This window comes from Streptomyces sp. NPDC053076 (genome assembly GCF_044546845.1).
GTDB lineage: Bacteria > Actinomycetota > Actinomycetes > Streptomycetales > Streptomycetaceae > Streptomyces.
Window position 1 is genome coordinate 867,629 of the sequence record NZ_JBITZL010000003.1, and the last position, 25,285, is coordinate 892,913.

Below are 25,285 nucleotides of genomic sequence, written 5' to 3' on the forward strand. Positions count from 1 at the left end.
TCGAACGCTGACGGGCGGCGGGGCGGGCAGGGCCGGGGGCGTTCCCTTAGCTTGATTTTTAACCTCCGATGCCCGCGGGGCCGGTGGCGGTGTATGGCGGAGTGGATGCCCGGGACCGCGCCGCCCTGCGCCCGTGGCAACGCCGGCCTGCTGTCGATCGGGCTATGACTGGACCCTCACGGCAGGACGGTACGCGGGCGTCTGGTGGGCACCATCAGCCGGCCGCGTCACCAGCCTCCCCGGACACACCTAGGCACCCTAGGCACCCGTGCCGGGCCCTTGTCGCGGCCAGTCGGGGGCGGGATCTTCGGCGAGCAGCGGTCGGAGGGCACCGAGAACCGCGCCGATGCAGACGTCGCGCAACTGGGCGCGAGTACAGGTCTCGTGGGTGAGCCAGTCGATGCAGAGGACCTGGACGAAGACCAGCCAGCTCTTCAGGACGCCGGACACGGCCTCGCGGGCGCTCTCGTCCGCGAGGGGGAGTACGGCCAGCAGCCGTGCACGCAGCGCGTCCAGCTCATTCGTCATGATCGTCTGGATCACCGGGTCGCCCGCAAGGACCCGGTTCGCGGTGAGGACGGCGTTGCGATGCGCCACGAAGTAGTCGAGATGGACGTCCATCCCCTGGATGAGCTGTTCCACCAAGGAGTCGGCGGGGTCAAGCCGCGTCTGCGCGAGCAGTTGGTCCGCCGCCTGCTGGTAGACGGCTGCGAAGAGGGCGTGCTTGCTGGGGAAGTGGCGATAGAGCAAGGCCCGTGAGACGCCGGCCTCTTCAGCGACATCCTCCATCAGCACGTCGGCGTACGGATGTGCGGCGAAGAGCCGAGCGCCGACGGCGAGGAGTTGAGCGCGGCGGTCGGCTGGGGTGAGTCGCTGACGGGGAGGCACGAGAGAAGTTTAGTTGACATGAGTCTACTAGCGCACCCATTGTAGTAGACGCATGTCAACTAAGCTCCGCCGGGACGGCTTGGAGGGACCATGGCCAGGGCTCTGCGCATACTCACGCACCTGATGGGCGGGACGTGTGTGGTGATCGGCCTGTTCCACGTGGCACTCGGCAACGCGGCGATCCCCGGGGCCGGTTCCGCCGGTACGACGGTCGACAGCTGGGGCCGGTTCATGGGAGCCGGGTTCGTCGGCTACGGGCTGGCCTGGCTCTGGGCCGCGCGGCAGCGTCCGATCCCGACTCAGGCGGTGCGGTGGCTGGCCGGCGTTTTCCTGCTGGGCGGCGTGGGCCGGCTGCTCTCCCTGGCCGTGCATGGCTGGCCTCAGTGGTTCCAGATCGCGCTGGCGGTGATCGAGCTCAGCCTGCCGCCGGTCTTCTTCTGGCTGGCCGACGCGGAGGAGCGGGTCTTGCGCAGCGACGTGGAGGCCGTGTCCGTGGGTCGGTGAACGCGCGTGACCTCAACCAGATCGAACTCTTGGCAGGGGGAGCCGGCGCTGCAAGGTGAGGAATGATGTGATCGGTCATCCCGCAGCCCCAGGCCCAGCTCGGACACAGCCTCCGGCGCGGTCGCGCCGCGTTGCTTCAGCGGTTGTCGTGGAGTTGTTGGTGCATGCCGATCCGGACAGCGAGGCCGGGCCCGCAGCGCGGTCCAGTTCTGCACTGCGGATCTGCCGGACCCGGCGGGAACCCGAATGCCCTGCGGTCCGGCTCGCCCTGGCTGGCCTCGCCGTGGCCTTCCCTACCGACCGCGCTCGCCCTGGCTGGCCTCGCCGTGCTCTTCCCTACCGACCGCACATTGACCGCTCTGACACCACGCCTGCGGGTCTTCGTCAGCACACTCAGGGCACCGACACCGGCTACCACGTGCGTGTGATACCCCTCCTGGCTGCCCGAGACGAAGACCAGATCCTCGAGGCGTTGAGAAGTTCACCGACGCTTACTGGATCAGCACAGCTCGCCGCGACCGGACGACTGCGCCGCCGGTTCGGTGACGGGAGTTGAGGATTGGACGCGGGCCACGCGGAAACCCCGATGTTGTCCGGTATGCGCCCTTCCCCTTCTCACTCGAGTGGCCCGCCTTCCGTTCACCTCACCGCACGTGGGGAGCACTCATGAAGACAGACACCCGCTCCACCTCCCGCCTACGGCACGATCCGCTCGTGCGTGGCCTCGGCTGGGCCAGTGCGCTCCTGGGCGTGCCCCAGGTCGTCGCCCCGGCGGGCTTCGCCCGGGCCCTGGGCGTGGACGACACCTTCCGGCACCGCTCGGCCACGACCGCCGTCGGGGTACGCGAGCTGGCGGCGGCGACCGGTCTGCTGGGGCGGCCGCATCCCGCCTGGCTCTGGGGCCGCGTCGGCGGCGACCTCATGGATGTGGCGATGCTGACCCGGGCCCTGAAGAACCACAACGGCCGCGGCCTGGGCCGCACCGTTGCCGCGACCGCCGCGGTCACCGCCATCACGGCCACGGACGTCTACACGGCCGTGACCCGCACCCGTAGGAGCGCCCCCGTGGAACTGACCGCGACCACCACCGTCACCCAGCCCCCGGACGAGGTCTACGGCCTGTGGAGCGACCTGAAGCGACTGCCGGACTTCATGGCACACCTGGACGAGGTGCGCGTCACCGGCCCGCGCACCAGTCACTGGCGGGCCGCCGCGCCGTTCGGCGAGACGGTCGAATGGGACGCCGAGACCACTCAGGACGTCCCCGGCCAGCTGATCGCCTGGCGGTCGGTGGACGGTGCCGACATCGACAACTCCGGCGAGGTCCGCTTCGTGCCCGCCCCCGGCGGCCGGGGCACGGAGATCCGGGTGACCCTGCGCTACGACCTGCCCGGCGGGGCGCTGGGCAAGGCCGCGGCGCGCTACTTCGGCGAGGAACCGCACCAGCAGCTGGACGACGACCTGCGCCGCTTCAAGCAGATCGCGGAGACCGGTGAGGTCGTCCGCTCCGAGGGCGCACCCGGCGGCAAGCGGGCCCGCGGCGAGTTCCCGCAGCACCCGGCCCGACCGCTGACCGAGGACGAACTGAAGGAGGCCCTGGGATGAAGGCGAACTGCTGGACGGGACGCAACTCGGTCGAGGTGCAGGACGTCCCCGAACCGTCGATCCTGAACAGCCGCGACGCCATCGTGAAGATCACCTCGACGGCGATCTGCGGCTCCGACCTCCATCTGCTCGACGGCTACGTCCCCACCATGGAAAAGGGCGACATCATGGGCCATGAGTTCATGGGAGAGGTCGTCGAGGTCGGCCCCGGCATCAGCGACGGCACACTGCGCGTCGGCGACCGGGTCGTCGTGCCCTTCCCCATCGCCTGCGGCGCCTGCGCGTCCTGCCGCGCGGAGCTGTACTCGTGCTGCGAGAACACCAACCCCAACGCCGGCATCTCGGAGAAGTTCTTCGGTCACCCCACCGCCGGCATCTACGGCTACTCCCACCTCACCGGTGGCTTCGCCGGCGGCCAGGCCGAGTACGCCCGCGTGGTGCTCGCCGACGCCAACGCCCTCAAGATCGACTCGGACCTCAGCGACGAGCAGGTGCTGTTCCTGTCCGACATCCTGCCGACCGGGTACATGGGCGCCGACATGTGCGACATCCAGGAAGGTGACGTCGTCGCCGTCTGGGGCGCCGGGCCGGTCGGCCAGTTCGCCATGGACAGCGCCCGGGTCCTGGGCGCGGAGAAGGTCATCGCGATCGACAAGGAGACCTACCGGCTCGACATGGCCGCCGCCGAGGGCTACACGACCATCGACTTCGAAGACACCGACGTACGGTCGGCGCTGCTGGAACTCACCGGCGGCCGGGGCCCCGACAAGTGCATCGACGCGGTCGGGATGGAAGCCACACACGGTGCCTCCCACGTCCACCTCTACGACCGCGCCAAGCAGGCGGTCCGCTCCGAGACCGACCGGCCACACGCCCTGCGCCAGGCCATCCTGTCCTGCCGCAGCGGCGGCGTGGTGTCGGTCATCGGCGTCTACGGCGGGCTGATCGACAAGTTCCCGGCGGGCGCCTGGATGAACAGGTCCCTGACCCTGCGCACCGGGCAGTGCCACGTGCACAAGTACATGAAACCGCTGCTGGGCATGATCGAACAGGGCAAGATCGACCCCACCCGGATCATCACCCACCGCCTGCCCCTGACCGAGGCACCGACCGGCTACGACCTGTTCAAGAACAAGAAGGACCACTGCGAGAAGGTCGTCCTCACGCCGTGAAGGGCCGCGGGCGATGAACTGCGGCACCATGTGTCGCTGACACCGACGAGCCGAGCCGGCCCTGGAGAGCGTGCGCCACGGGCAAACCAGCCGGAACAGGTCGCGGGGACCCGGCCCGGTTCGTGACCGGTCGCTGCTGTCCCGTCCTACGGATGTGCGGTGCCATCGGCACGCTCGCGTCGCCGCCGTGCCGTCACCACCACGAGGTCCACGGCCGCGGCCAGGGCGAGAATCCCGCAGATTACCGCGAGCACGGTCAGCGGGCCGCTGCCCGGGCTGTCACCCGGCCCCTGATGCGCGGCCCACACCGCGAAACCCGCGGCGGCAGCGGCGAAAAGCGGCAAAAAGACAGCGGACAACGCCAGCCGCAACCCCAGGGCACTGCGTGCGGTCGCAGGTTCCGTGCCGGTGCGCAGCGAACGACGGCCTCTCCCCTCGGAGGGGAGAGAAGGTATCGGCGCACGTCCGTGTTGGTCATCGTGCATGAGGGGCTCCTCCGGCAGGACCACGGGGCCTGCTGCCCGCGTAGCCCGCGGCGGAGCCAGCAAACGAACCCCCTCGTATGCCAAGCGAAGGCTGCCGAACAGGAACCTTGGGTCCCGCCTCAGGCGCGGCGTAGACGACCCTGCACCCGGGTACCCAGGGGGCCGTACGGGAGAAGGCGCCGGGGAGGAGACAGCCGAGCGCAAGCGATGCCCACCGGCCCCGATGCTCGAGTACGCCCTGACACGAACCGCACGACGCCACACGGAGGTCCGGCATGAGTGAACAGACGCCGTCCCAGGCCGAGGGCGAGCCCCAACCTGGGACCGGGAGTGACGAGGACGAGGTGGAGCAGTCGCCACGGACGACGCCTTCTCAGGCGGAGGGCGACGACACGGACAGCGACGACGAGGGATAGCAGGCGGCCACTGGGCGCACTTCATGGCGCAGTGGGGGCGGGGCGCTGGCGGCCTCCGGCTGGCTGGCGGCCTCCGGCTCCGGCGCATGGATCATCCGCGCCATGCAGAAGAAACGCCATGCAGAAGAAACAACGCGCCGGCGGCCTCCCACCCCGCCCTACTCTCCGCTTGCCTGATCATTCGTGGGGTGGAGGACCGTCTCGACCTCGCGGACGCGCCACTCCTCCAACGTCTTCTGCTGTTGCCGGGCCCGCTCCAGCAGCACGTCCAGCTGCCCCGGATCAAGGCGCTGGTCGATAGTGCTGAGCCGGCGCAGGGTCTGCCATCCGGCTGCCTTGCCCTCCACCCCGAGCCGCAGCCCCTCCAGCTCCAGCACGTTAGTGAGCGGTGAGCGCCGTATCAGGCGCCCGTTGCCCTTCAGCCGTCCCAGCCTCTCGCCCGCCCAGCCCGCACAGACCTTGTAGTGGCGAACCGGGACGCCCAGGTCCCGCATGATGCTCAGCAGCGCCGCCCGGTCCTGTGCGATCTCGGCGGCGACAGGAGCGACCGCCCGCCCCAGGGCGGAACCGCGGGTGGCCCGCGCCAGGTACCCGGACCGCAGCGTGCCCGCGGTGGCGCCGGCCAAATGGTCGTTGAGATAGATGCCGAGCAACTTCATGTCCGCGCCATGAGCGGGCGGACGGCGTCGAGACGTGTCCGAGGGAGATGGGGCATTCATCCGGGGCCTCCGCCGTGGGTGTGCGTTTGTCAAGTAGTGGTGAGCGCGCCAGTCGGGTAACCCGTGGCGGCATGATGAAGCACGCACCCGGGCAGGGCCTTCTCGCCGGTGCTGCCGGAGCCCGACCACTCCCACGCCCCGGCCCGAGGAACGCGCGCGTCCGCGTCGTGCGCTGGCTACCGAACGGTCGTCATGGCCCCGGCTCATGTCTACAGCAGATTCCGGAAGTCCGCGCGAAATCCCCTTGCCCAATGGTCAAGAATCGTTGACCATTGCTCGCATGCCTGCCGATGATCTACCCGAGACGATTCACGTCACCACGGACGAGCAGCTGCGCGCCGTCTCCAATCTCACGCGCCACCGGATCATGGCCGTGCTCCGCTTCGAGCCCGCGACGATCACACAGATCGCCGAGCGGGTGGGCCTTGCGAAGGGGAGTTCCAGCTATCACGTACGGCTGCTGGAGCGGGCCGGCCTGGTGAAGGTGGTACGGACGCGGAAGGTGCGGGGTGTCACCGAGCGGTACTACGCGATGGCCGCGCGGGCGATCGTGCTGCCGGATCCGGGCGAGGGAGGGCCGGATGTGCTGATGCGCCATGCGGTGGCGGACCTGGAGGCGTCGCCGGTGGATGCCGAGCGGCATGTGCGGATGGCGCATCTGCGGCTCACCGAGGAGCAGTTCGCGGAGCTGGGGGAGCGGTTGCAGGCTCTGGCGGACGAGTACCGGAAGCTGTCCGATCCGTCGCTGCCGGACGCGTCACTCGTCTTCGCGCTGTTCCACCCGGCATCGCGCGAGCAGGCCGAAGGGGGCGCCAAGTGACCTCAGACGTCCGGACGCTGCCGACCGGGTTCGGACGGCTGTGGACCGCACAGACGGTGTCCTCGCTCGGTGACGGGGTGTCGCATGCCGCGCTGCCGCTGATCGCGTTGACGTTGACGCGGGATCCGATGGCGCTCGCCGTCGTCACGGCCGCCGGGACGCTGCCGTGGCTGCTCTTCGGGGTGCTCGGTGGTGCGCTGGTGGACCGCTGGGACCGCCGGCGCACGATGTGGGTCGCGGACGCGGCGCGTGCGGTGCTGCTGGCGATACCCGCGGCGGCGGCCGTGCTCGACGTGCTGAGCATTCCGCTGCTCGCGGCCGTCGCCTTCCTGCTCGGCCTCGGCGGACTCTTCTTCGATACGGCCGCCACGGCCTACCTGCCGGATCTGCTCCGCCGCGACCCCGCACTCCTGGAGCGCGCCAACTCCCGCCTGCGCGGCGCCCAGACCGCCATGTCCGGCTTCGCGGGGCCGCCTGCGGGCAGTGCGCTGCTCGCGCTCGGGCGGGCGGTTCCGCTGCTCGCCGACGCGGTGTCGTTCCTGCTCTCCGCACTGCTCGTCCGTACGCTGCCCGCCACGCCCCGCCCCGTGCCGGAGGTCCGCGAGTCGCTGCTTCGGCAGGCGCGGGCCGGGGCCTCGTACGTCTTCCGGGACCGGGTGCTGCTCGGGCTCGCGCTCCGCCCGGCGGTCGGGAACGTCGCCTTCCTCGCTGTGGAGACCGTCCTCGCACTCTTCGCGCACGACCGCCTGGGCATCGACACCTACGGCTTCGGCCTGCTCCTCACGGCGGAGGCCACCGGCGGCCTGCTCGGTGCAGGCATCGCCTCCCACCTTGGCCGACGACTCGGCACCGGCACCGCACTGACCTGCACGGCCGCCGTCGAAGGGCTTGCCATCCTGGGCCTGGCCGCTGCCCCGAACCCGTACGTGGCCGGGCTGGCGCTCGCCGTCTGCGGGGCCGGCATGGGCGCCACGATGGTGCTCGCTCCCTCCCTCCGGCAGGCGATCGTCCCGGCCCACCTCATGGGCCGGGTCGCCTCCACCTCCCGCATGCTGGCCATGTGCGCCGCCCCCGTCGGGGCCTTCCTCGGCGGCTGGCTGGCCACCACCTACGACATCCGCACCCCGCTCTACGCCGCCGCCGTCCTCCTCCTGGCGATGACGGCCGTCACGGCATCCATGACCAGCAACCGCCGGGTCGAAGCGGCGCTGCGTGCCGCCGCCCCGGCCGGCGGTCCAGATCACCCGGCATCCAAGGATCCCGCCCGGGAGAGTGCACCCGACGTGTTGTGACTGCGGGCCTGCCGGGACGGTGTGTCAGACCATGGCGAGCCGGTCCACCAGCAGCTCCACCCTCGGCTCGGCGTCCTCTGGCAGCAGGCGGCCCGCGCGGGTCAGGGTCGCAAGGCCGTGCAGGGCCGCCCAGAACACCTCGGTGAACAACCCCGGGGGGACGCCGTCGCCGGCGACCTCGCCGAGAGTCTCCAGCAGGGCGGCGAAGGCGTCCTTCAGAGGCTCGGGGGTGTCCTCCTGCGCGTACGCCAGGCCGCCGTCGAGCTGGAACAAGGCGTCGTAGACCGCCGGGTTGCGTGCGGCGAAGTCGAGGTAGGCGCGGGCCAGGGCGGCGACCCGGGCGCGCGGGCCGTCGGCGGCGGAGGTCGCGGCCCGCACCGCCGTGGCCAGTTCGGCGGCCCCCTGAAGGGCGACGGCGCCGATGATCTCGCGCTTGCCGCGGAAGTGGCTGTAGAGGACGGGCTGACTGTATTCGATGCGCTCGGCGAGCCGGCGGGTGGTGACTGCGTCCCAGCCTTGCTGCTCGGCGAGTTCGCGGGCTGTCGCCACGATGAGGCGCTCGCGCTCCGCCCGTTCGCGCTGCTTGCGTTCCTGTACCGACATGCATCGATCCTAGCATCGCTAGACAATCGAGCATTAGCAGTACTAGCGTTGCCTCATCAGCTAGCAACGCTAGTTCACGGAGGGGTCGTCATGCTCAACGCACTCGAGGTCATCACCACCGTCGTCGTCGGGCTCATGGTGGGGGTGGAGTTCTCCGTCGCCTTCATCATGAACCGGATCCTGGACGCGCTTCCCGAGGACAGCGGCCAGCTCGGCCACGCCCACGGCGGCCGGATGCTCGGCGCCCTGATGCCGTTCTGGTACGTAGGCTCGCTCGTCCTCAGCGCGATCTGGGCCATCGCCGGATGGCACCACCACGGCGCCGGACTCGTCATCACCGCCGCCGGACTGCTGATCGTCAGCGTGGTCATGTCGATGCTGCTGCTCGTCCCGATCAACAACCGAAACAAGACCTGGACCCCCGACAACCGGCCCGCCGACTGGAAGCAGCAGCTGCGCCGCTGGGACCGCTACCACTACGTCCGCGTCGCCGTCATCATCGCCGCCTTCACCCTGCTCGTCGCCGCCCTCACCTGATACCACCGCTGGCCTGATCAGGGCCCACACGACTCAGCAAGCTCCCCGAAGCTCACCCCGCTGACGAAGACTCGCAAGGCGCCTAGGTCTTCACCAGCAACACCGAACGCGACCGCGCGCCGGCGCCGTGGCTGACTGACCTTCTACAACACTCGACGCCGACATACCGCGCCCGCAGGCCGGCCCCCGACCAGCCGACTGTCACCAAGGTCATCCCCGGATACACCTAGTAGCTGTCGTAGCTGGGCTTACCGTTCGACCGGTAGACGCCGACGACGGTGCCGCCCTTCGTCGTCGAGACGCTGACCGGCTCCAGCGCAGTGGGGATCGCTCCGTCGGCGAACAGCCGCTTGCCGGTGCCGATGATCACCGGATGGATGGTCAGCCGGTACTCGTCGACGAGATCGTGCCGCATGAGGGTCTGGGCGAGGTCGCCGCTGCCGACGACATTGATCTTGCCGCCGTCGGACGCCTTCAGCTTGCGTACGGCATCGACGATGTCGCCCTCCAGCAGCGTGGAGTTCTGCCACTCGACGGACGTCAGGGTCCGGGACGCCACATACTTGTGCATGCCGTTCATCCGATGGGTGAACGGGTTGCCGGGATCGGCGGTCGGCCAGTACGACGCGAAGATCTCGTACGTCTTGCGGCCGAGCAGCATCGCGTCGGAGTGCTCGTACCAACCGGCGATGGCCGTGCCGACCTCGTCGTCGGCCACCGGTTTCTGCCAGCCGCCGTGCTCGAATCCACTCTCGGCGTCCTCATCCGGACCACCCGGCGCCTGCATGACGCCGTCCAGCGACAGGAACGTGCAAACGATGATCTCGCGCATGGTGCGCTCCCTTCGTCGACGGGTAGACGGCACAACTGCCGAGAACTCATCGGCGGGGAACTTCCCAGGCGCACACCACCATGGCCGCCGTTTGGAGCAACGTGGCTTGGGATCGACTTGGTCAGTTCATGCGAGGGCTGCCCCGAGGGCTGCCCGACGGGCCGGCTCCGCCCTTCTCGGGGCGGCAGTGGTGACCGGCTCTTGGGTCCCACACAGCTCCTCAAAACAAGCATGAGGGTAAATATCGGGTTAAAGTCGCTGGTGAGGTGGTGTGTGTGGCGTCTCAGGAGGAGTTGTTCGCGGCGGTGGACGCGCTGCTGGAGGAGGAGCCGCCGCTGCCGCCTCCGGCGGAGCGTGCGCGCCTTCGTGAGGCTGCCGGTATCACGCAGGCGCGTCTGGCGAAGGTGTTGAGCTCGACGACGCAGACGGTGAAGAACTGGGAGAACGGCCGTTCGGAGCCGAAGGAGCCGCGGCTGTCGGCGTACCAGCGGCTGCTGCAGGGCTGGGCGGCGAAGCACCCGGCCCCCGCCCCCTCGCCTGCTTCCGCCGCTGCCGTCACCGCGTCCGCCGCCTCCCGCACAGCCGCCGTTCCGGCCGCTCCTGAAACACCTGTGACCGTCTCCGCATCGTCTGCCGGGGAGCCGGCCACATCGGCGGAGGTTCCTGCCACTTTTGCCGCCTTGGCCGGCCCCGAGCAGCTGTCGCCGGCGCGGCGTCCGGCCGTGAAGAAGGCCGGGGCCGCGAAGCCCACCACGACGGATCCACGGTTCCGGCATGGTCCGCTCGCGGTACTGGATGGTGACGGCTGTGCGTACGGCACGGGCGGCATCGTGCTGGACTGCCCGGCCACCACCATCGTGGAGCTGGGGGAGTGGACGCTTACCGAATCCGGTCTCGGGGCGCCGCGCCTGCACCGCTACGGCAAGGACGCCGATCCGCTGATCGTGCTGACCGCATCGGCGGCTGTGAAGCTCGGGCTGCCGGAGCGCTTGGAGGGCCACGAGCAGCGCCTGCCAGAAGACCACGCAGTGGTCAAACAATTGGTGAAGGCGAAGTGGCACCTGACCCGTCGCGGGTTCGGCCCCTGGGCCAGGGTCTGCCGCAAAGCTCACGAAGGCCGGCGGCAGTGCGTGCGGCTGGCGATCTTGTCCTGGGGTGCCCTCGATGAACGCTCCTGGCCGGGAGTGACCGAGATGGAGCCGGCCGACATCGCCCGCGCCCTCGGCGTCTACGCACAGCGCGTCATCACCCCGCGCGGCTCCACGGCAACGTCGGGCCTGGAGCTGATGACCGCGCTGCGCCCGCCCACGAAGGCAGTACAGGACCCGGCGACCGGGAACTGGGTGCCGGGCCACAACCCCGGCTCGCTGGGCACGGAGCCGATGGACCCGGCGCCGCCGGAGGCCACCCCCGAGCACCCCGTCGTGGTGAACTCCGGCTGGACGGGCGGCTTCCTCAACGAGGAGGCGTACCAGTGGGTCCGGGACGTCGGCCTGCTCACCGATGAGGAGTGCCAGCTTCCCTACGCGGTCGGCCTGGACCTGAACACCGCCGTCCTGGCGGCCGCGGCCCGCCTGGTGGTGGGCCTGTCGGAGCCGGTGCACTTCGTGAGCCCCGAGTTCACCCCGAAGACCCCCGGTTCCTGGCTGGTCGACCTGTCCCACGTGGAGGTGGATCCGCGCCTGCCCTCGCCGTTCACGCCGGCCGGCGAGCGCCCCGACGGCCCGGCCTGGTATCAGACGCACACCGTCGCCTACGCCCAGGAACTCGGCTACAACGTCCACCCGGTCGAGGCATACCTGCGCCGTGAGACCGGCGCGTACCTCGCCCCGTGGCACGACCGGCTCAAGACGGCGTACGTCGACACACTCGCCGACCTCGGCGTCACCCGAGACCTCTCCGACGCCGAGTTCCTGGCGGCGATGGAGCGCCACAAGCAAGCCGACCCTGCCCTGGCCGCCGTTCTGTCCGCCATCGAGGCCACGGTGAAGGGCGGCATCGGCAAGCTACGCGAACACCCACCGCGCAAGCGCTACAAGGAGGGCGAACGGTGGCCGGCTCTGGAGCGGCCGACCTGGCGTCCCGACATCCGGGCCGCGGTCATCTCCAAGGCACGGGTCAACCTGCACCGCAAGCTCACCAACATGGCGAATATGACGGGCCTGTACCCCCTTGCCGTGCTGTCGGACTGCGTCGTCTACCCCAGCCCCGGCCCCTCACCGCTGGACTTCCTGCCCTACAGCGCCTCCGGCAAGCCCCAGCCCGGCGCCTTCCGTCTCGGGCCCACCCCCGGCCTGGCCAGGCTGGAGGGCGTCCAGCCGATGCGGTGGGCGGTCGACCTGATGGAACAGGGCTACAACCCCGCCCGCCGCATCAAGGGCGGCGACGAGTAGGGTCTCGCGGCTGATGCCGTAATCTCACGGGCCGTGTCGTACCGATGTCGTCTACGACATCACCGTGAGACTAGCGCGTGGGTGCTGCTGCTCAGCGCCTCGTCTCGTACCTGGTCAGGACCACGCCGCCGGGAAACGTCCGCGTCTCCACCAGGTTCAGGTTCACCCAGCTGTCCAGCGCGGTGAAGAACGGCGTGCCGCTGCCCACCAGGACCGGATAGGCGGCGATCGCGTACTCGTCGATCAGCCCGGCGCGCATGGCCGCCCCGGCGAGCGTTGCGCCGCCGATGTTCATCGGGCCGCCGTCCTCGGCCTTGAGCCGGGTGATCTCGGCGATCGCGTCGCCGGTGACCAGGCGGGTGTTCCAGCCGACCTTGTCGATCGACGAGGAGAACACCACCTTCGGCGTGTCCCGCCAGTTCCGCGCGAACTCGATCTCAGCCGGGGTGGCGTGGGGCTGCTGGTCGCCGGTTGGCCAGTAGGAGCTCATCGTCTCCCACAGCTTGCGCCCATACAGCGACAGGCCACTCGCCTGCTCGTGGTCGAGCCACCACTGGAACAGCTCGTCGCTCGGCGGTCCGCTCCAGCCGATGTCGTCGCCGACCGCGGCGATGTAGCCGTCCAGCGTCACGTTCATGCCGTAGATCAGTTTCCGCATGGCGCAGCCTTCCGTCCGTGGGTGTCCGGCGTATAGACCAGCGCGGCCCGGGAAACTCGTCGGTGCGCGATCTGGGCTCGCCGGTACGCCATGGACCAGTGCTGCCGGCACCCGCGGGGTCGGTGACCTGCTCCAGGCCCTGTCCACCGACTGAATCCGCTCTGGATCTGTCGTCGACACGCAGCCCCGGCCGTCCAGTCCCGAAACAGGTGTGGCGGCCGGGGCGCGGGGTAAGCGGGTCGATGTACTACCCATGGGAAAGTGAACAAGGGGGCGACACTTATGCTCATGGCGCATCCCGCGGTCCTGCGGAACCTGATCGAGCAGTACGACACGCTGCGCATCCTGCACGCCGAAGACGGCAGTGCCGAGGTTCGTCAGCGCATGGACGACATCGCGTACACGCTGTGTGTGTCGACCGGCACCCAGGACATCGACGCAGCCCTCATCGCCGCCCGGCACCAGCTGCCCGGCGCCCGCCCCCAGGACGACTCCCTCCTCACCACCTGACCCGTAGCAGGCCGTCGCCCCGAGTTACCAGCACGATGAGCACGACAGCGAACCTGCCGGTTCTGGCCAGCCTCGACGAGCTCACCCGGCTCGTCACCGGCTGCCATGGCCTTTACGTGCGCTGGTCCCGCGGCCCGGAACGCGATCTGCCCCGAGCGAGCAGCAGGGACGACCTGACCGGTGTCCAGCTCCCGGGCCTGTCGGCCAATCCGCTCGACATCGAAGAGTGGTGGGGCGAGCGTCCCGCACACATTTGGGTCGCCCGCCGGCTGTACGACTACTGCCACCTTCCCCACGTCAAGGACGCCCGTGCTCGGCCGTGGGTGCTGCAGGGTGTCGAAGCCGCCCGCGGCCCGGACAACGAACCGTTGGTGAGAGACGTTGAGCCTCTCGGCTGGATCGCTGATCACGTCATCACGCAGGCGTGCCGGATCATCACCGAGCAGCCCGGACCGTGGGGCCCCCTCGCCCGCGAGGAAACCAAGTGAGTAGGAGGAGTCGCTCTACCCCACCCTGCCGTTCACTGTTCGGCCGTCTTCTGGGCGGGGAGGGAGGCGAGCGGGGACCCGGTGGACCGCGTGGATGGCCGGCCAGTCGATGCGGCGGCTTCGGGCGAGCCGGTCCAGGCCGGCCTGCCGAGAGAGGCGGACCTGAGAGTGAGGCGTCCCTAGACCATTTCGGAGTGGGTGAGCAGTCCGACCCGTACAAGGTGGTCAAAGGCGCTCTCCCTCATGCCGAGGACGCCGGCTGCCGCGCACGCATGCAAAAGCGGCCCGCGGCCGAGGCGCGTTCGACGTACGCCGCGTAGACCGCATCACCTTTGCCTGACGGGGCCAGTCGGGGAAAGGCGTCACGTCGTGACGTGCCCCGCCCAGATACTCACCCTGGCCATCGACAGCCGCGCCCAAGCGCTCGACACCGTGCGCGCGGCTCTCGCCCGTCACGCCGCTTCTTAAGAGTGGGCGGGGCGGTGGGCGCTACAGGGCCCGGTGGCCGGCGACGTCTCCGTCGGGGTCGTCGGCGAGGACCACGGCTGCGGTGATCCGTTTGCCGACGGGTTCGCGGTGGACAGCGAAGCTCTGGGACACCGCCATCACGATCTCCAGACCGTGCTGGCCGATCCGGCCGGGGTCGGGCGCCAGTACCGAGGGCAGGGTGGGGCTGCTGTCCCACACGCTGATCTCAACGGTGCCGCCGCATATTTCCAGGTCGAGCAGGCAGGGTCCGGGTGCGTATTTGCGGGCGTTGGTGACCAGCTCGCTGACCACCAGTTGCACCATGCCCAAGGCCCGTTTCGACACGGGCAGTCCGTGCACGGCTTGTACGGAGGTGAGGAAGTCGCGTGCGGTGTCGCGGGCGGCGGCGATCTCTTCACTGCCCTCGAACGCGACGAACACCATGATCGGACGCTCAACGAGGGGCTCTTGGCTCTCGTCCTGCCCAACCAGGTCCATACATCCGCCTCATGTCCCGTTACCCCTAAACGAGCGAACATTCGACCATGCCGGGCACCCGCCCGGCGACACGGGTCGGTCTTTCGCCCGTGGTCGCTTTTGTCTCGCACGCGCGTCTGAGCCTCGCGTGCCAGCCGTCTGCATGATCGACGTCAGAGAAATCGGGTGCCATGGTCTGTGCTTTTGCGGGCAGGCGGCTGGAGTGCCTGGCGCGTCTGCTGACCTTATGTCGCAGGTGCGCTCTGCCCTGTTCCAGGCCGGCTTCCATGAACTGGGGAACGCGGAGAGCGGCGTCCCGGGACTGCGGGTGACGGAGGTGGATGCCGGGGTCCTGGTCAGCTGGACCGCCTCGGACGGGTTCACTTCTCTGGCCCGTGAACAAGCCGGCCGGGCTCCGAGCGGCGACCGTATGCGAGCGATGGTCGAGGCGGCAGTGGCAGGTGTGCTGGTCCAGCAGGGGCACTCCGTCGAAGAAACGCCCGACGGTGAGGCCCTGATCGTCCGCGGTAGGAGTGTCAGGCCTTCAGGGCCTGCTCGACGCCGGGATGGCAGTCGATGAGGGCGTCGATGCCGACCATCTCCATCAGATCCAGGATCGGGTCCTGGGCGCCGGCGATGCGCAGCCACCCCTGAGCCTCGCTCACGCGGCGGTAGGCGGCAATGAAGACGTTGATCCCGCTGGAGTCCATGAACGTCACACCGCTGAGATCCACCACGATCCGGGGCGGTGCTGTGGCGTCCTCGGACAGCAGGGCCCGACCGAAGTCGCCCATGACATCGTGGTCGATCTCGCCGTCCACCGTCACCACCAGGATGCCGTCGACCACCTCGGAGTGGACGGAGAACCGGCCCGGCCGCTTTTGCTTGTGGATGTCGGTCACCGTCCTCAACTGCGCCCGGACCAGGCCGGACGGCGCGTGCGCGGAGGATTCCGCCCCACGACCACAGCGCGACGTACTCGCCGAAGCCGCCGCCCGATCGCCGCTCGTAGCCGAGTGGAGTTCGTTGTCATAGTGCAAGCGTAGTGGGGTCTCCGCTCGATGAACATCACGAGCTCGCAGCCGCACGCAAATCCTCCAAGGCCGACCCAGCCGACTCCGGCGGCAACCCCAAGTCCGTACGGGATGAGGAGTGGATGGCAGTGGTCAAGGGCCGTCGCAAGCACCCCGGTTCCTGGCTGGTCGAGCTGTTCCATGTCGAGGTGGATCCGCGCCTGCCCTCGCCGTTCACGACGGCCGGCGAGCGCCCCGACGGTCCGCCCCGGGTATCAGACGCACACCGTCACCTGCGCCAGGAACTCGGCTGCAACGTCCACCCGGTCGAACGTTCCTCGCGCCGTGACCCCATGACCGCGCCGTAATCTGCGGCCAGCTCACCTTCTACGTCTGTACCGGCGGGCGCCCCGCTTGTCCGGTTCCGCATGGATCACGACGCCGTTGCTGAGGGCTGGGGGGTCTTGGTTGGGGGCCGGGTGCCGCCTCCACCGCCCGCTGGCTTTCACCGTCCGTACGCCTCCCGGCGGGGCAGCGGCCCGGCGTCCGCGTGACGACCTGATTGCGCAGCGTGCCGCTGTCCGGGCCCGGGCCCGGAGCGGGCGGCCAGGGCGTCGGCGACGATTCCGGTGACGAAGGCGTAGACGGCCTTGTGCAAGAGATCCACGATGAGTTCCTGGCGCGGCCAGGTCTGCGGTGGGGCTCCGACTCCCGTGGCATTTTCCAAAATCTGGTCGTTGGTCAGCCGGACCACCGTGAACTTCGCCGACGACCAGGGGCCACGCAGCCCGGCATGGGCCATCACCGATCGCAGGACACCGAGCAGGGCGCCCTGGCCGTAGTGCATCGCCCAGTTCACCGGTAGCGGCTGCCGCCCGCGCCGCTCCGGCAGCCCGGTCACTCGCTCCAGGGTGCGTGCCGGAATGTGCGAGCTGGGCCGACCGGTCAGGCGCTGCTCGGCCTTCTCACCCAGCGTCATCACCCCCACCCCGGCCGCACCGGCGATGAGGCCCTGCCACAGCGCGCGCTTCATCATGCCGCCACGGGTACCCGAGCCTGGCTGAGCTCACCATCGCGCCCACCGAACTCGCACGCGCACAGAGGATGCCTCACGGCGAATGCCCCATCGCCTCGTACACGTCTCAACGTCGCCCGCCCGCCCGCTCGACTCCGACGAGAAGGCCGAGGCGCAGGCACTGCTCCAAGGCGCCGAGTCCCTCGCCTACCTGCTCGAAGACCTCCCCCGTCGGCTGCGCGCCTGAGCGGCAGCGACGCATCCGCCGCATGGTGCTCCGACGCCGTTCCGTTTCGGTCCCCGGCACCCGTGCAACCCGGACGGGGGTTGCACAGGCCGGCATCCTGACGCACGCCGGGCGTGCGGTCACCGAAAAGCCCCCCGACGAGGAGAGCAGCGATGGATCACTCCCGTGCCCCTGTCCTGGAAGGCACTGCAGGAGTTCCGGAGTCGCGGCGACGTGGTGTACGGGCCTCCCGGACACAAGCAGGGGCTGGGAGCCGATCCCCGCGTCCTCGACGTGGTGGGGGAGGGCGTCTTCGCCTCGGACGTGCTGTCCCTGAACGGACTCGACGACCGCCGTGAGTCACAAGGGGTGCTCACCCAGGCGGAGGAACTGATGGCCGACGCGGTCGGCGCGGAACAAGCCTTCTTCTCCACCTGCGGCAGCTCCCTGTCGGTCAAGACGGCCATGCTGGCGGTGGCCGGACCGGGCGAGAAGCTCCTCGTCTCGCGCAACGCCCACAAGTCGGTGATCGCCGGCGTCATCGTCAACGGTGTCCACCCGGTGTGGGTGCATCCGAAGTTCGACGCCGAACGGCACCTGGCCCACCCGCCGGAGCCCGACGACGTACGCCGCGCACGGTATGCAGGCCACCGAATGGCTGCGTGCCCACTGCCATGTAGACATCGGGTCCTCCGACACCTGCCGGATCAGCGCACAGATCACCCACGCCGACAACGGCCGGACGGAGAACCTCCTCATCGACTCCCTGCACCGCCTTGTCGAAGACGCCGGCACGATCGAGAATCGGCCGCCGGTCCGCCTGCCCGAGCCCCGCGCGCTGCAGCTGGAACAGGCCATGCTCCCGCGTGACTCTTCGCCACCGCCGAACACGTCCCCGCTTCCCAGGCCGTCGGGCGCGTCGCGGCCGAGACGATCAGCCCCTACCCGCCCGGTGTCCCCGTCGTCGCCCCCGGCGAGGTCATTACCCGCGAAGTCGTCGACTACCTCACCAGTGGCGTGGCCGCCGGCATGCTCATCCCCGATGCCGCCGACCCCACCGCCGAAACCCTGCGAGTGACGGCTCGATAGGAGGGTTCGCTGCGACTCGAAGGAGGCACGGCCCTGGGCCCAACCCTCAGGCACGCAGCGCTCAGCCCCTGGCCAGCGGCGCCGGCGCCGATAGGTGGGGGACAGGGCGCGCGCCGGCCCGAGCAGAGGGGGCGTACCACCCCAGTGGAGGACGGTGCCGAAGTGAACGAGAACAGGCCTCTCACGAGGCGGTCCAGTCGATGAAACGCGGCAAGCAGTACGCAGTCGCCGCCTCCGGGCAGTGGACCGACGAGGAGGACGGCCGGCGCAGGCTACCCGCCGGCGAGGTCCATGCCTGGGAGCCGGGCCGCAACGAGACCGTTTGCGGGCTGTCCCTCAGTCGCTCGCAACTCACGCGCTTCCCGCACGTCAGCTGGCCCGACACCTACCCTGAATCCGGCGGCGCCGCCGACCGGGTGCAGCGGGTGTGCCCACGCTGCGCCTCCGTGGCCGGACGCCGCGGCAGCGACGCACGCCCACGCTGGCATCGCGTCCATCCCCGCCCATGAGCGCCGCACCGGCGGCTACGCCATGCGAGCGCAGGCCGCCATGATCGCCCCCGGCCAGGCTCTCAGTCCCGGAGCGGCGAACCCTTGGTGACGGACGGGCTTTCCGTGTCATCGCTGAGCAACCCGGCCGGTGGGGACCTCTCTGCCTCCTGCCCTGTTGGAAGGGTCGTACCGCGGCCGAAGCCCTATGGCGCGGCCTGCTGTGCCGGGCTCGTGCCTATCGCCCAGACATGCGCGTTCAGAAGGCGCCAACCCTGTGACGCCTTCATACGAGGCCGACGGCACAGAGGTCAGCGGCCCGATGGGTACGGCGTCGCCGTTCCGCGTCGCATCTTGGGTGATTCGGCAGCTCGGGCGGCGGCGCTGGCAGCCAGTGCGAGCAGGAGTGCGATGGCGCCGGTGATGACGTTGTTGGTGATGGTCTTGGTGGTGCTGACGTTGCCTGCCACCACCCAGGGCGCGATGATCGTCCATGCGCCCAGGAGGCAGGCTCCCCAGGCCATGCTGTGAGTGCGTTCGTAGGCTCGGCCGAAGCCCCCGCTCATCAGCAGGGCGTAGGCGAGGCCCACGAGGAGGTTGTTGACGGCGAGGGTGGACAGGCCGTTGAACCCGGTGATCCACGGTGACGCTGCCAGATAGATACCGGTGAGGAAGGCCAGCATGCCGACGGCCTGGCCTTGCGGGGTGCTCGTGGCGCGTTCGGCGATTTCGTGCCGTTGCCGCATGTCGATGAGATCGGGGTGGGTCTCCATGGACGGCCCGTGAGAAGTGGTCATTACGGTCACCTTGGTCTGGGAGTGGGCATTTCTGGCATCGAGTACCCAGCGGGCGAAGGCAAACCAGCGTGAAGAGAGATCCCGCACCGGGCTACTTCTTCGGCGCAGCCGGGTGCGGGATTCCTGCCTTCGGGGCGCGCTTGCAGGGTGGGGGAGGTGGTGGCAGCCGTCCGGCCGCCGTATCGCAGCCGTTGATCTCGGATCCGGCCCGCTTCACGCGAGTTGCTGGCGGTGGTGCGCTTCAGCCAGGCTCGACGCTCCTTGCCGTCACCATGGCCGAAGGCCCGACGTGGCGGCCGACACCGTTCTGGCGGCTGATCCGCCGGCCAGGCCCTCCTGGCGGCGGGTATGCGCGCCGTGTACGGACTTCTTCTGATCACGTCCCAGGGACACTGCACGGGCACGCTGTGCGTCTACCGCAGGCAGCCGGGCGCATCGCTGACCGCCGACCAGCAGCAGGAGCTGGGCGTCTTGGCGGCAGAAGTGGCGCCTGGGGCTTCGCCGCCACTCAGGACTTCGGGCCCTTTTTTCGCCACTCCGGGCTGCGGGTCCGTGGGCACGCCGCGCGACCGAATGCCTGCGGGGCCTCAGGTGGCCTCTTCCAGCAACGCGCACAGTTCCTCGTCCAGATCAAGCAGGTGCGATTCCCGGCCCTTGGGAACTACCTCGTAGGTGTGCTCCAACCAGCGCTCTATCACAGCTGAGGAAGCGCGGAGCACAGCCGCCCATCGGGTGTGGACAGGACCAGGCGCGCCGCCGGCCGGCACGGATCGGCAGGATCTGCACATCGCCGTGAGCTGTTTCGATCGGATCGATGCGCTGGTCGCATCCGCGCCCGGTCTGACCCTGGATGAAGTGGATCAGCGGGAGGGGGAGTGGCGGTGGACGGAGTCCCGCAGAACCGCAGCACCCCGATGGCATCCGTACGTACTTGGTACGCAAAATGAACGCTCCACGATACGGTCGGCACACGCGGTGCAGCAGGTCCGGTCAGGCCCATCGCATGCCGATCGCGGTGGTGACAGCGTCGCGGCCCTCGATGCGGTCCGGTGACAGCGTCGCGGCCCTCGATCGGGGCGCCGTCCGGACGGGCCGCACGGATCGATTCCAGGGCGCCCCGGGTGGGCTTGGTGCCCTTGCGGAGCCGGTTGATTCCCCACAGGGTGTCGTCGCCGACGGAGTAGCAGCCGTGGAAGTAGCGGGTGCCGTGGGTGCGGTGGTAGGTGGCCGGCAGCCGGTCGGGCTTGCCCTGCCTGGCCCAGCACGAGCCAGCGGTCGGGCGGATGCCCAGCGGACCGAACTCGTCGAAGGCGAAGGTCCGATCAGGCCGCTCGTTCAAGGCGTACTCGATGCGCTCCAGCTTGGCATCGAAGTCCGGGTCGGTGGACTCCTTCCACGTCTTGGTGCGCTGGAACGTGATCCCGCGGCGGGCCAGCAGCAGTCGCAGGGCCTCGCGTCCGATGCGTATCGTGCGGGCGATGTTGCAGCGCAGGTGGTCGGCGAGGTTCCGGATCGACCAGCGGGTGAAGGGCTTGCCGAGCTTGGTGGGGCGAGTGGCGGCCGTCTGGATGACGAAGTCCTCCTCGTCAGGTGTCGGCAGGCGGTGACGGCCTCCCGCCCACCGAGGGTCCAGGCAAGCCAGCCCGATCTCGTTGAAGCGGTGGATGACATCGCGGACGGTGTCCCCGTCGGCCTGCACGAGCCGCGCGATCACCGGAACGCTGTTCCCGCCCGCCGAGGCCAGCAGCATCATCGCCCGTCGGAACCGCACCGTGCTGGTAGTGCCCCGGCGCGCGGTCCGCTGCAGCTTCTGCACCTCCTGCTCGGTCAGTCTCCGTAGCCTCACCGGCTGTGCCATCCGGTCTCCCCGCGTCGATCGGACGTGTCGTCACGTCCAACCGACGCTCAGTAGGGATAGGCACGAGATTGGTCGATGCCGGCCTGGTGAATGGATTCTGGTCACAGCAGGGCGGCGCCGCTGGACGGGGACGACGCTGGTCATGCGGTCCGCGGGGCTGGGTGGTGGCCTGGTAGGTGATACGACAGGAGGGTGACGCGGCTCACCGGGAAATAGTGACAGGACGTTGTCGCGGACGGCTGCGACCGTCGCCAGCATGACGATCACAGACGAGGACTGCCTCACCGAGACCCTGGCATTCAACGACCAATTCGAGGCCGCTGCCGCGAACCGACCGGTGCGCGAAGCGGCGCCGGACGCAGCCCTGCTGGCCAGCCTGCGGCGTAACCGGCTCGGTGGCGACACACCACCGGTAAGACTGCCGCATGGCCAAGACCGCGTCGTTGAGGGCGGGGTGAAGGTACGGGTGTTCGTGCCGGACCACGTTGACGGCGTGTACCTACACATCCATGGAGGCGGCTGGGCGTTCGGTTCCGCGGACGGGCAGGACGAGAGGCTATGGCTGCTCGCCGAGCGGGCACGGCTGGCCGTGGTGAGCGTGGACTACCGTCTCGCACCGGAACACCCGTTCCCCGCCGGGCCCGACGACTGCGAAGCGGCCGCCCGGTGGCTGGTACAGCACGCCGCAGCCGAGTTCGGCACCGAACGGCTGCTGATCGGCGGTGAATCGGCCGGTGCCCACCTCAGTGTCGTGACGCTGCTGCGCCTGCGCGACCGGCACGGCATCACCGGCGCGTTCCGGGCGGCGCACCTGCTCTTTGGCCCCTACGACCTGTCGATGACGCCAAGCCAGCGATCGTTCGGCTCCAAGCGGCTGCTGAGCAATACCGACTCGCTGCGGCGGACCTATGAGCTGTTCACACCGGGCATGGGGGCGGAGCAGCGCCGTGATCCCGAGGTCTCACCGCTGTTCGCCGACCTTGCCGGTTTGCCGCCGGCCCGGATCGTCGTCGGTACCGAGGATCCGCTGCGGGACGACTCGCTGTTCCTGGCCGGGCGGTGGCAGGCGGCAGGCGCGCCTGTGCAGCTCGGTGTCGTCGCCGGGGCCATGCATGGCTTCACGCTGTTCCCGCTGACCGTCACCGAGCGCGAACTGCGGCGCGAGCGGGACTTCCTGTCCACCGCGGGACGGTAGCGTCGCCGGCATGAACCGCACTGCCCGGCTGTACGCGCTGGTGGAGGAGTTGCGCGCGGCGGCGCCGCGGCCGCTGACGGTCGCGGCGCTGGCCGCGCGATTCGAGGTCAGCACGCGTACGGTGCAGCGCGACCTCCAGGTGCTGATGGAGACCGGTGTCCCGGTACGCACCACACCCGGGCGGGGCGGGGGCTGGTCGATCGACCCGGAGATGACCCTGCCCCCGATCCACTTCACCGCCGATGAAGCCTCGGCGCTGGCCGTCGCCCTCGCCGCGGCCGACGCCTCCACCCCGTACGCCGGCGCGGCCCGCACAGCAGCCCAGAAGATCGCGGCCTCGATGACCGGCCCCGCCGCGGCGGCGGCACAGGAACTCGCCGCACGGATCGTCACGCTGTCCTCGCCGACCGACTCCACAGTCCGCGCCGCAGTGGAACAAGCCCTCACCACCAACACGGTGCTACGGCTGTCCTACAACGACGCGGCAGGTCGCGAAAGCGACCGCGCGGTAGAACCGGCCGGACTGCTCAACGCCGACGGCCAGTGGTACCTCATCGCCTGGTGCCGCACGCGACAGGCCGGCCGGGGCTTCCGGCTGGACCGCATCACAGCAGCGGCTCCAACCACCGAACAGGCTCAGCCCTACGACCTGACCGAACTGCTACGCGGCTCGGCCGCAGCCGACGCCGTGCAACCCACCACGCTCGCTTCACTCACGCCCCCGCCTTCAGCAAACCGAAGGCACCACCCCGGTGAACCTTCACGGTCACGGCACTAGCGACTCCAACGCGGGCAATCGCTGCGCCCGAACCGGTCTTCCACGAGACTGTGCGGCACCGGTCAAGGGTCCCGGCGACAGCGACAGTTGGGTGGGGAATTTCTTCTTCGGTGTAGGTCGTCCCCTCGCTCAGTTCCTCGATATAGCTAGTGCGCTCTTCACCCCGGCGTGCGTGGTCGAGCACCAGTGCCTTACGCAGAAGTATGACGAGTGGGGTGCGGAGCATGGCTGGAGCGCAGACTCGCAGGCAGCCCGTCTTGGTGCCGCAGTTCCCTTTCTCGGAAGGGGGAGGGGTGCGGAGGCCCCACCGAGCGACTCGGGACGTTTGGGAATGCTCCGTAAATGATCTCTGACATTTCTGGTGGCCTGCTGATTTCTACATCACCCGGCAGGGATGAGGTTGTGCAGGTGGGCGATTCGCGAGCATGGCGTGGTGGACGTCGTCGCCTTTTACAGCGGCTAACACAATGAGGTGAGGTGGTGCGGTGGGCCGCATCCGTGCGGTGGGTTGGGCCGTTGCGGGTGTATGGGGCATCGCCGTGGATCGTGTCGGATGAGTTGTGGGAGCGGATCGAGCCGCTGCTGCCGAGGCGGGAGCGCCGGTTCCGGTATCCGGGCCGGAAGCCGTTGCCGGACCGGCAGGTGTTGTGCGGGATCTTGTATGTGCTGCACACGGACATCCAGTGGGAGCACCTGCCGAAGGAACCGGGGTTCGGTTCGGGCATGACGTGCTGGCGGCGGCTGAGGGACTGGACATCGCACGACGCGGCACCGGGCACGGCTCCGGTCTCGGCGTCTACCGGTGGGTGGTCGAGCGGACCTTTGCCTGGCTCCACGGCTTCCGCCGACTGCGCGTGCGCTGGGAACGACGAGCAGACATCCACGAAGCGTTCCTCAAACTCGCCTGCTGCCTGATCACACACCGACAACTCAAGTCATTCTGTTAGCCGCTGTTATCGGCCAGGGCCGGCCGCACTGCCGTGGCCATGATGGCGGGGTCGGGGCGGTGCAGCATCCGCTGCACGTCCGGCTCACCCCGGAGCGGGGCGGTTCCGGTCGCCGAAGAGGTAGATCGCGAAGTCGGACACCGGCCGGTATCCGATGCGCTGGTACAGGGAGTTGCTGGTCGGATTGGCGAGGTCGGTGAACAGGAGCACCTCGTCCGCCCCGGAGGAGCGCGCGGCACGGCTGGCCTCGGTGGTGACGGCACCCGCGTAGCCGCGGCCGCGCAACTCCGGCGGGGTGTACACGGCGACCACCCGGATCTGCCCGGCGACCCGGGGGGACGTACCGGCCATGGAGACACGAGTGCCGTCAGGAGTCTCCCAGAACAGCAGGTCGCCGCGCTCCACCCGGTCGTCGGCCCAGTGTCCGGGGTCGCGGCCGGCCGGCTCGCCGACCTCGGCGCAGAACTCCGCGTACCAGCGCGCCATCAGCGCGCGGTCCGCGGCTCCGGCCGCCCTGGCCCGGCCCGGCGGCACCGGCTGCGGCACCGTCGGCTCCCCCAGCCTGTACAGGCGCAGGCGCTTGTACAGAACGGACGGAGCGCCGGTGTGCCGTTCCCATGCCGCGGCGAGGGCGGCGGCGGTGTCGCGGTCGGCGTTGACGCCGCCCAGCATGCGCCCGGCCGCAGCCAGCCGGCGGGCGAGGCCGTCGGCCTCCTCCTCGGTCAGCGAGGTGACCACGAGGGGGTTTGGCGGGGTGCGAAAGAAGGCTGCCCGCACGGCGCCGTCCGCCTCCAGCCTCCCGAACTCGGGCGGGGCGTCGCCGTAGTGCCGTCCGCCGCGGACGCGCAAATTCTCCGTCACGGTGAGCTGCACGGTGTGCCGGTCCGGCCGGGAACGCAGGAAACCGCCGGCGCGGGCCAGGTATTCCGTGAGGTCGTCCGTCAGGTACCAGTCGTCGAAGGGCATGGCTCATGATCTCCCCTGGCGTCCAGTAGGCGCCCGGCCGGTCAAG

General features: G+C 69.6%; 27 protein-coding genes and 3 pseudogenes. 18 read left to right on the top strand and 12 right to left on the bottom strand.

The window, feature by feature from the left end:
* Positions 1 to 258 precede the first annotated feature (258 nt).
* Entirely contained in the window at positions 259 to 888 is a 630-nt protein-coding gene (locus ACIGYR_RS17260; protein WP_399600125.1) for a TetR/AcrR family transcriptional regulator, read from the bottom strand.
* 90 nt (positions 889 to 978) lie between these two features.
* Between ACIGYR_RS17260 and ACIGYR_RS17265 the strand changes: the two genes are divergently transcribed.
* The 3 genes from ACIGYR_RS17265 to ACIGYR_RS17275 all read left to right on the top strand — a co-directional run bounded on the left by ACIGYR_RS17265 (position 979) and on the right by ACIGYR_RS17275 (position 4,169).
* Positions 979 to 1,392, top strand: a complete 414-nt coding sequence (locus ACIGYR_RS17265) for a DUF4345 domain-containing protein (RefSeq protein ID WP_391836770.1) — start codon at positions 979 to 981, stop codon at positions 1,390 to 1,392.
* Between the two features lie 666 nt (positions 1,393 to 2,058).
* Positions 2,059 to 2,997 carry an SRPBCC family protein gene (locus ACIGYR_RS17270; protein WP_399600128.1) on the top strand — a complete coding sequence of 313 codons (939 nt, stop codon included), beginning with the start codon at positions 2,059 to 2,061 and terminating at the stop codon, positions 2,995 to 2,997.
* Positions 2,994 to 4,169: a zinc-dependent alcohol dehydrogenase gene (locus ACIGYR_RS17275; protein WP_399600131.1), complete on the top strand. Its 1,176-nt coding sequence runs from the start codon at positions 2,994 to 2,996 to the stop codon at positions 4,167 to 4,169. Before ACIGYR_RS17270 ends, ACIGYR_RS17275 begins: the two co-directional genes overlap by 4 nt.
* A 146-nt stretch (positions 4,170 to 4,315) precedes the next feature.
* Here ACIGYR_RS17275 and ACIGYR_RS17280 read toward each other — a convergent pair whose 3' ends face one another.
* Positions 4,316 to 4,654 (bottom strand): DUF6343 family protein, encoded by a 339-nt coding sequence (locus ACIGYR_RS17280; RefSeq protein WP_399600134.1) that lies wholly within the window; start codon positions 4,652 to 4,654, stop codon positions 4,316 to 4,318.
* A gap of 275 nt (positions 4,655 to 4,929) precedes the next feature.
* On the opposite strand from ACIGYR_RS17280, the gene ACIGYR_RS17285 reads away from it, so the two are divergent.
* On the top strand, positions 4,930 to 5,070 hold the full coding sequence (locus ACIGYR_RS17285) for a hypothetical protein (protein WP_399600137.1): 141 nt from the start codon (positions 4,930 to 4,932) through the stop codon (positions 5,068 to 5,070).
* 158 nt (positions 5,071 to 5,228) lie between these two features.
* Here ACIGYR_RS17285 and ACIGYR_RS17290 read toward each other — a convergent pair whose 3' ends face one another.
* A complete protein-coding gene (locus tag ACIGYR_RS17290) occupies positions 5,229 to 5,789 on the bottom strand; it encodes a hypothetical protein (RefSeq protein ID WP_399600139.1) in 561 nt (186 codons plus the stop codon).
* 280 nt (positions 5,790 to 6,069) lie between these two features.
* On the opposite strand from ACIGYR_RS17290, the gene ACIGYR_RS17295 reads away from it, so the two are divergent.
* A complete protein-coding gene (locus ACIGYR_RS17295) occupies positions 6,070 to 6,609 on the top strand; it encodes an ArsR/SmtB family transcription factor (protein ID WP_391836764.1) in 540 nt (179 codons plus the stop codon).
* Positions 6,606 to 7,901 (top strand): MFS transporter, encoded by a 1,296-nt coding sequence (locus ACIGYR_RS17300; RefSeq protein ID WP_399600142.1) that lies wholly within the window; start codon positions 6,606 to 6,608, stop codon positions 7,899 to 7,901. The genes ACIGYR_RS17295 and ACIGYR_RS17300 overlap by 4 nt, the downstream gene beginning before the upstream one ends.
* Before the next feature lie 24 nt (positions 7,902 to 7,925).
* Here ACIGYR_RS17300 and ACIGYR_RS17305 read toward each other — a convergent pair whose 3' ends face one another.
* Entirely contained in the window at positions 7,926 to 8,504 is a 579-nt protein-coding gene (locus ACIGYR_RS17305) for a TetR/AcrR family transcriptional regulator (RefSeq protein WP_399600144.1), read from the bottom strand.
* A gap of 90 nt (positions 8,505 to 8,594) precedes the next feature.
* Between ACIGYR_RS17305 and ACIGYR_RS17310 the strand changes: the two genes are divergently transcribed.
* A complete protein-coding gene (locus tag ACIGYR_RS17310) occupies positions 8,595 to 9,041 on the top strand; it encodes an anthrone oxygenase family protein (RefSeq protein ID WP_399600146.1) in 447 nt (148 codons plus the stop codon).
* A 226-nt stretch (positions 9,042 to 9,267) separates the two neighbouring features.
* Here ACIGYR_RS17310 and ACIGYR_RS17315 read toward each other — a convergent pair whose 3' ends face one another.
* Positions 9,268 to 9,873, bottom strand: coding sequence for a dihydrofolate reductase family protein (locus ACIGYR_RS17315; protein ID WP_399600149.1), 606 nt, complete (start codon positions 9,871 to 9,873; stop codon positions 9,268 to 9,270).
* 275 nt (positions 9,874 to 10,148) lie between these two features.
* On the opposite strand from ACIGYR_RS17315, the gene tap reads away from it, so the two are divergent.
* A complete protein-coding gene (gene tap, locus ACIGYR_RS17320) occupies positions 10,149 to 12,266 on the top strand; it encodes a telomere-associated protein Tap (RefSeq protein WP_399600151.1) in 2,118 nt (705 codons plus the stop codon).
* Positions 12,267 to 12,357: 91 nt separating this feature from the next.
* Here tap and ACIGYR_RS17325 read toward each other — a convergent pair whose 3' ends face one another.
* Positions 12,358 to 12,924, bottom strand: a complete 567-nt coding sequence (locus tag ACIGYR_RS17325) for a dihydrofolate reductase family protein (protein WP_399600154.1) — start codon at positions 12,922 to 12,924, stop codon at positions 12,358 to 12,360.
* A gap of 282 nt (positions 12,925 to 13,206) precedes the next feature.
* Here ACIGYR_RS17325 and ACIGYR_RS17330 point away from each other — a divergent pair, with 282 nt between their 5' ends.
* A complete protein-coding gene (locus ACIGYR_RS17330) occupies positions 13,207 to 13,434 on the top strand; it encodes a DUF5133 domain-containing protein (RefSeq protein WP_399600156.1) in 228 nt (75 codons plus the stop codon).
* 35 nt (positions 13,435 to 13,469) lie between these two features.
* Positions 13,470 to 13,922 (top strand): DUF6098 family protein, encoded by a 453-nt coding sequence (locus ACIGYR_RS17335; protein WP_399600158.1) that lies wholly within the window; start codon positions 13,470 to 13,472, stop codon positions 13,920 to 13,922.
* Positions 13,923 to 14,411: 489 nt separating this feature from the next.
* Here ACIGYR_RS17335 and ACIGYR_RS17340 read toward each other — a convergent pair whose 3' ends face one another.
* Positions 14,412 to 14,834, bottom strand: a complete 423-nt coding sequence (locus ACIGYR_RS17340; protein ID WP_399600161.1) for an ATP-binding protein — start codon at positions 14,832 to 14,834, stop codon at positions 14,412 to 14,414.
* Positions 14,835 to 15,403: 569 nt separating this feature from the next.
* Positions 15,404 to 15,769 carry an STAS domain-containing protein gene (locus tag ACIGYR_RS17345; RefSeq protein ID WP_399600163.1) on the bottom strand — a complete coding sequence of 122 codons (366 nt, stop codon included), beginning with the start codon at positions 15,767 to 15,769 and terminating at the stop codon, positions 15,404 to 15,406.
* 254 nt (positions 15,770 to 16,023) lie between these two features.
* Here ACIGYR_RS17345 and ACIGYR_RS17350 point away from each other — a divergent pair, with 254 nt between their 5' ends.
* A complete protein-coding gene (locus ACIGYR_RS17350; protein ID WP_399600166.1) occupies positions 16,024 to 16,248 on the top strand; it encodes a hypothetical protein in 225 nt (74 codons plus the stop codon).
* Positions 16,249 to 16,385: 137 nt separating this feature from the next.
* On the opposite strand, the gene ACIGYR_RS17355 is transcribed toward ACIGYR_RS17350, so the two are convergent.
* On the bottom strand, positions 16,386 to 16,916 hold the full coding sequence (locus ACIGYR_RS17355) for a hypothetical protein (RefSeq protein WP_399600168.1): 531 nt from the start codon (positions 16,914 to 16,916) through the stop codon (positions 16,386 to 16,388).
* Positions 16,917 to 16,998: 82 nt separating this feature from the next.
* On the opposite strand from ACIGYR_RS17355, the gene ACIGYR_RS17360 reads away from it, so the two are divergent.
* The 3 genes and pseudogenes from ACIGYR_RS17360 (at position 16,999) to ACIGYR_RS17370 (ending at position 18,719) form a co-directional block, all read left to right on the top strand.
* Positions 16,999 to 17,142, top strand: a complete 144-nt coding sequence (locus ACIGYR_RS17360) for a hypothetical protein (RefSeq protein WP_399600170.1) — start codon at positions 16,999 to 17,001, stop codon at positions 17,140 to 17,142.
* 152 nt (positions 17,143 to 17,294) lie between these two features.
* Positions 17,295 to 18,210, top strand: a pseudogene (locus tag ACIGYR_RS17365) (hypothetical protein).
* A gap of 200 nt (positions 18,211 to 18,410) precedes the next feature.
* A complete protein-coding gene (locus ACIGYR_RS17370) occupies positions 18,411 to 18,719 on the top strand; it encodes a hypothetical protein (protein WP_399600172.1) in 309 nt (102 codons plus the stop codon).
* A gap of 290 nt (positions 18,720 to 19,009) precedes the next feature.
* On the opposite strand, the gene ACIGYR_RS17375 is transcribed toward ACIGYR_RS17370, so the two are convergent.
* Together ACIGYR_RS17375 and ACIGYR_RS17380 are read right to left on the bottom strand one after the other, a co-directional pair.
* A complete protein-coding gene (locus ACIGYR_RS17375) occupies positions 19,010 to 19,471 on the bottom strand; it encodes an SPW repeat protein (protein WP_391838206.1) in 462 nt (153 codons plus the stop codon).
* A gap of 718 nt (positions 19,472 to 20,189) precedes the next feature.
* Positions 20,190 to 21,353 carry a helix-turn-helix domain-containing protein gene (locus ACIGYR_RS17380; RefSeq protein ID WP_399600174.1) on the bottom strand — a complete coding sequence of 388 codons (1,164 nt, stop codon included), beginning with the start codon at positions 21,351 to 21,353 and terminating at the stop codon, positions 20,190 to 20,192.
* A gap of 256 nt (positions 21,354 to 21,609) precedes the next feature.
* On the opposite strand from ACIGYR_RS17380, the gene ACIGYR_RS17385 reads away from it, so the two are divergent.
* The 4 genes and pseudogenes from ACIGYR_RS17385 to ACIGYR_RS17400 all read left to right on the top strand — a co-directional run.
* Entirely contained in the window at positions 21,610 to 22,548 is a 939-nt protein-coding gene (locus ACIGYR_RS17385; protein WP_399600177.1) for an alpha/beta hydrolase, read from the top strand.
* Positions 22,549 to 22,558: 10 nt separating this feature from the next.
* Entirely contained in the window at positions 22,559 to 23,326 is a 768-nt protein-coding gene (locus ACIGYR_RS17390; RefSeq protein WP_399600179.1) for a helix-turn-helix transcriptional regulator, read from the top strand.
* Between the two features lie 543 nt (positions 23,327 to 23,869).
* A pseudogene (locus tag ACIGYR_RS17395) lies at positions 23,870 to 24,079 on the top strand (transposase); the annotation flags it as partial.
* A gap of 2 nt (positions 24,080 to 24,081) precedes the next feature.
* A pseudogene (locus tag ACIGYR_RS17400) lies at positions 24,082 to 24,273 on the top strand (transposase); the annotation flags it as partial.
* A gap of 84 nt (positions 24,274 to 24,357) precedes the next feature.
* On the opposite strand, the gene ACIGYR_RS17405 reads toward ACIGYR_RS17400, so the two are convergent.
* Positions 24,358 to 25,239: a GNAT family N-acetyltransferase gene (locus ACIGYR_RS17405; RefSeq protein ID WP_399600182.1), complete on the bottom strand. Its 882-nt coding sequence runs from the start codon at positions 25,237 to 25,239 to the stop codon at positions 24,358 to 24,360.
* Between the last annotated feature and the right edge of the window lie 46 nt (positions 25,240 to 25,285).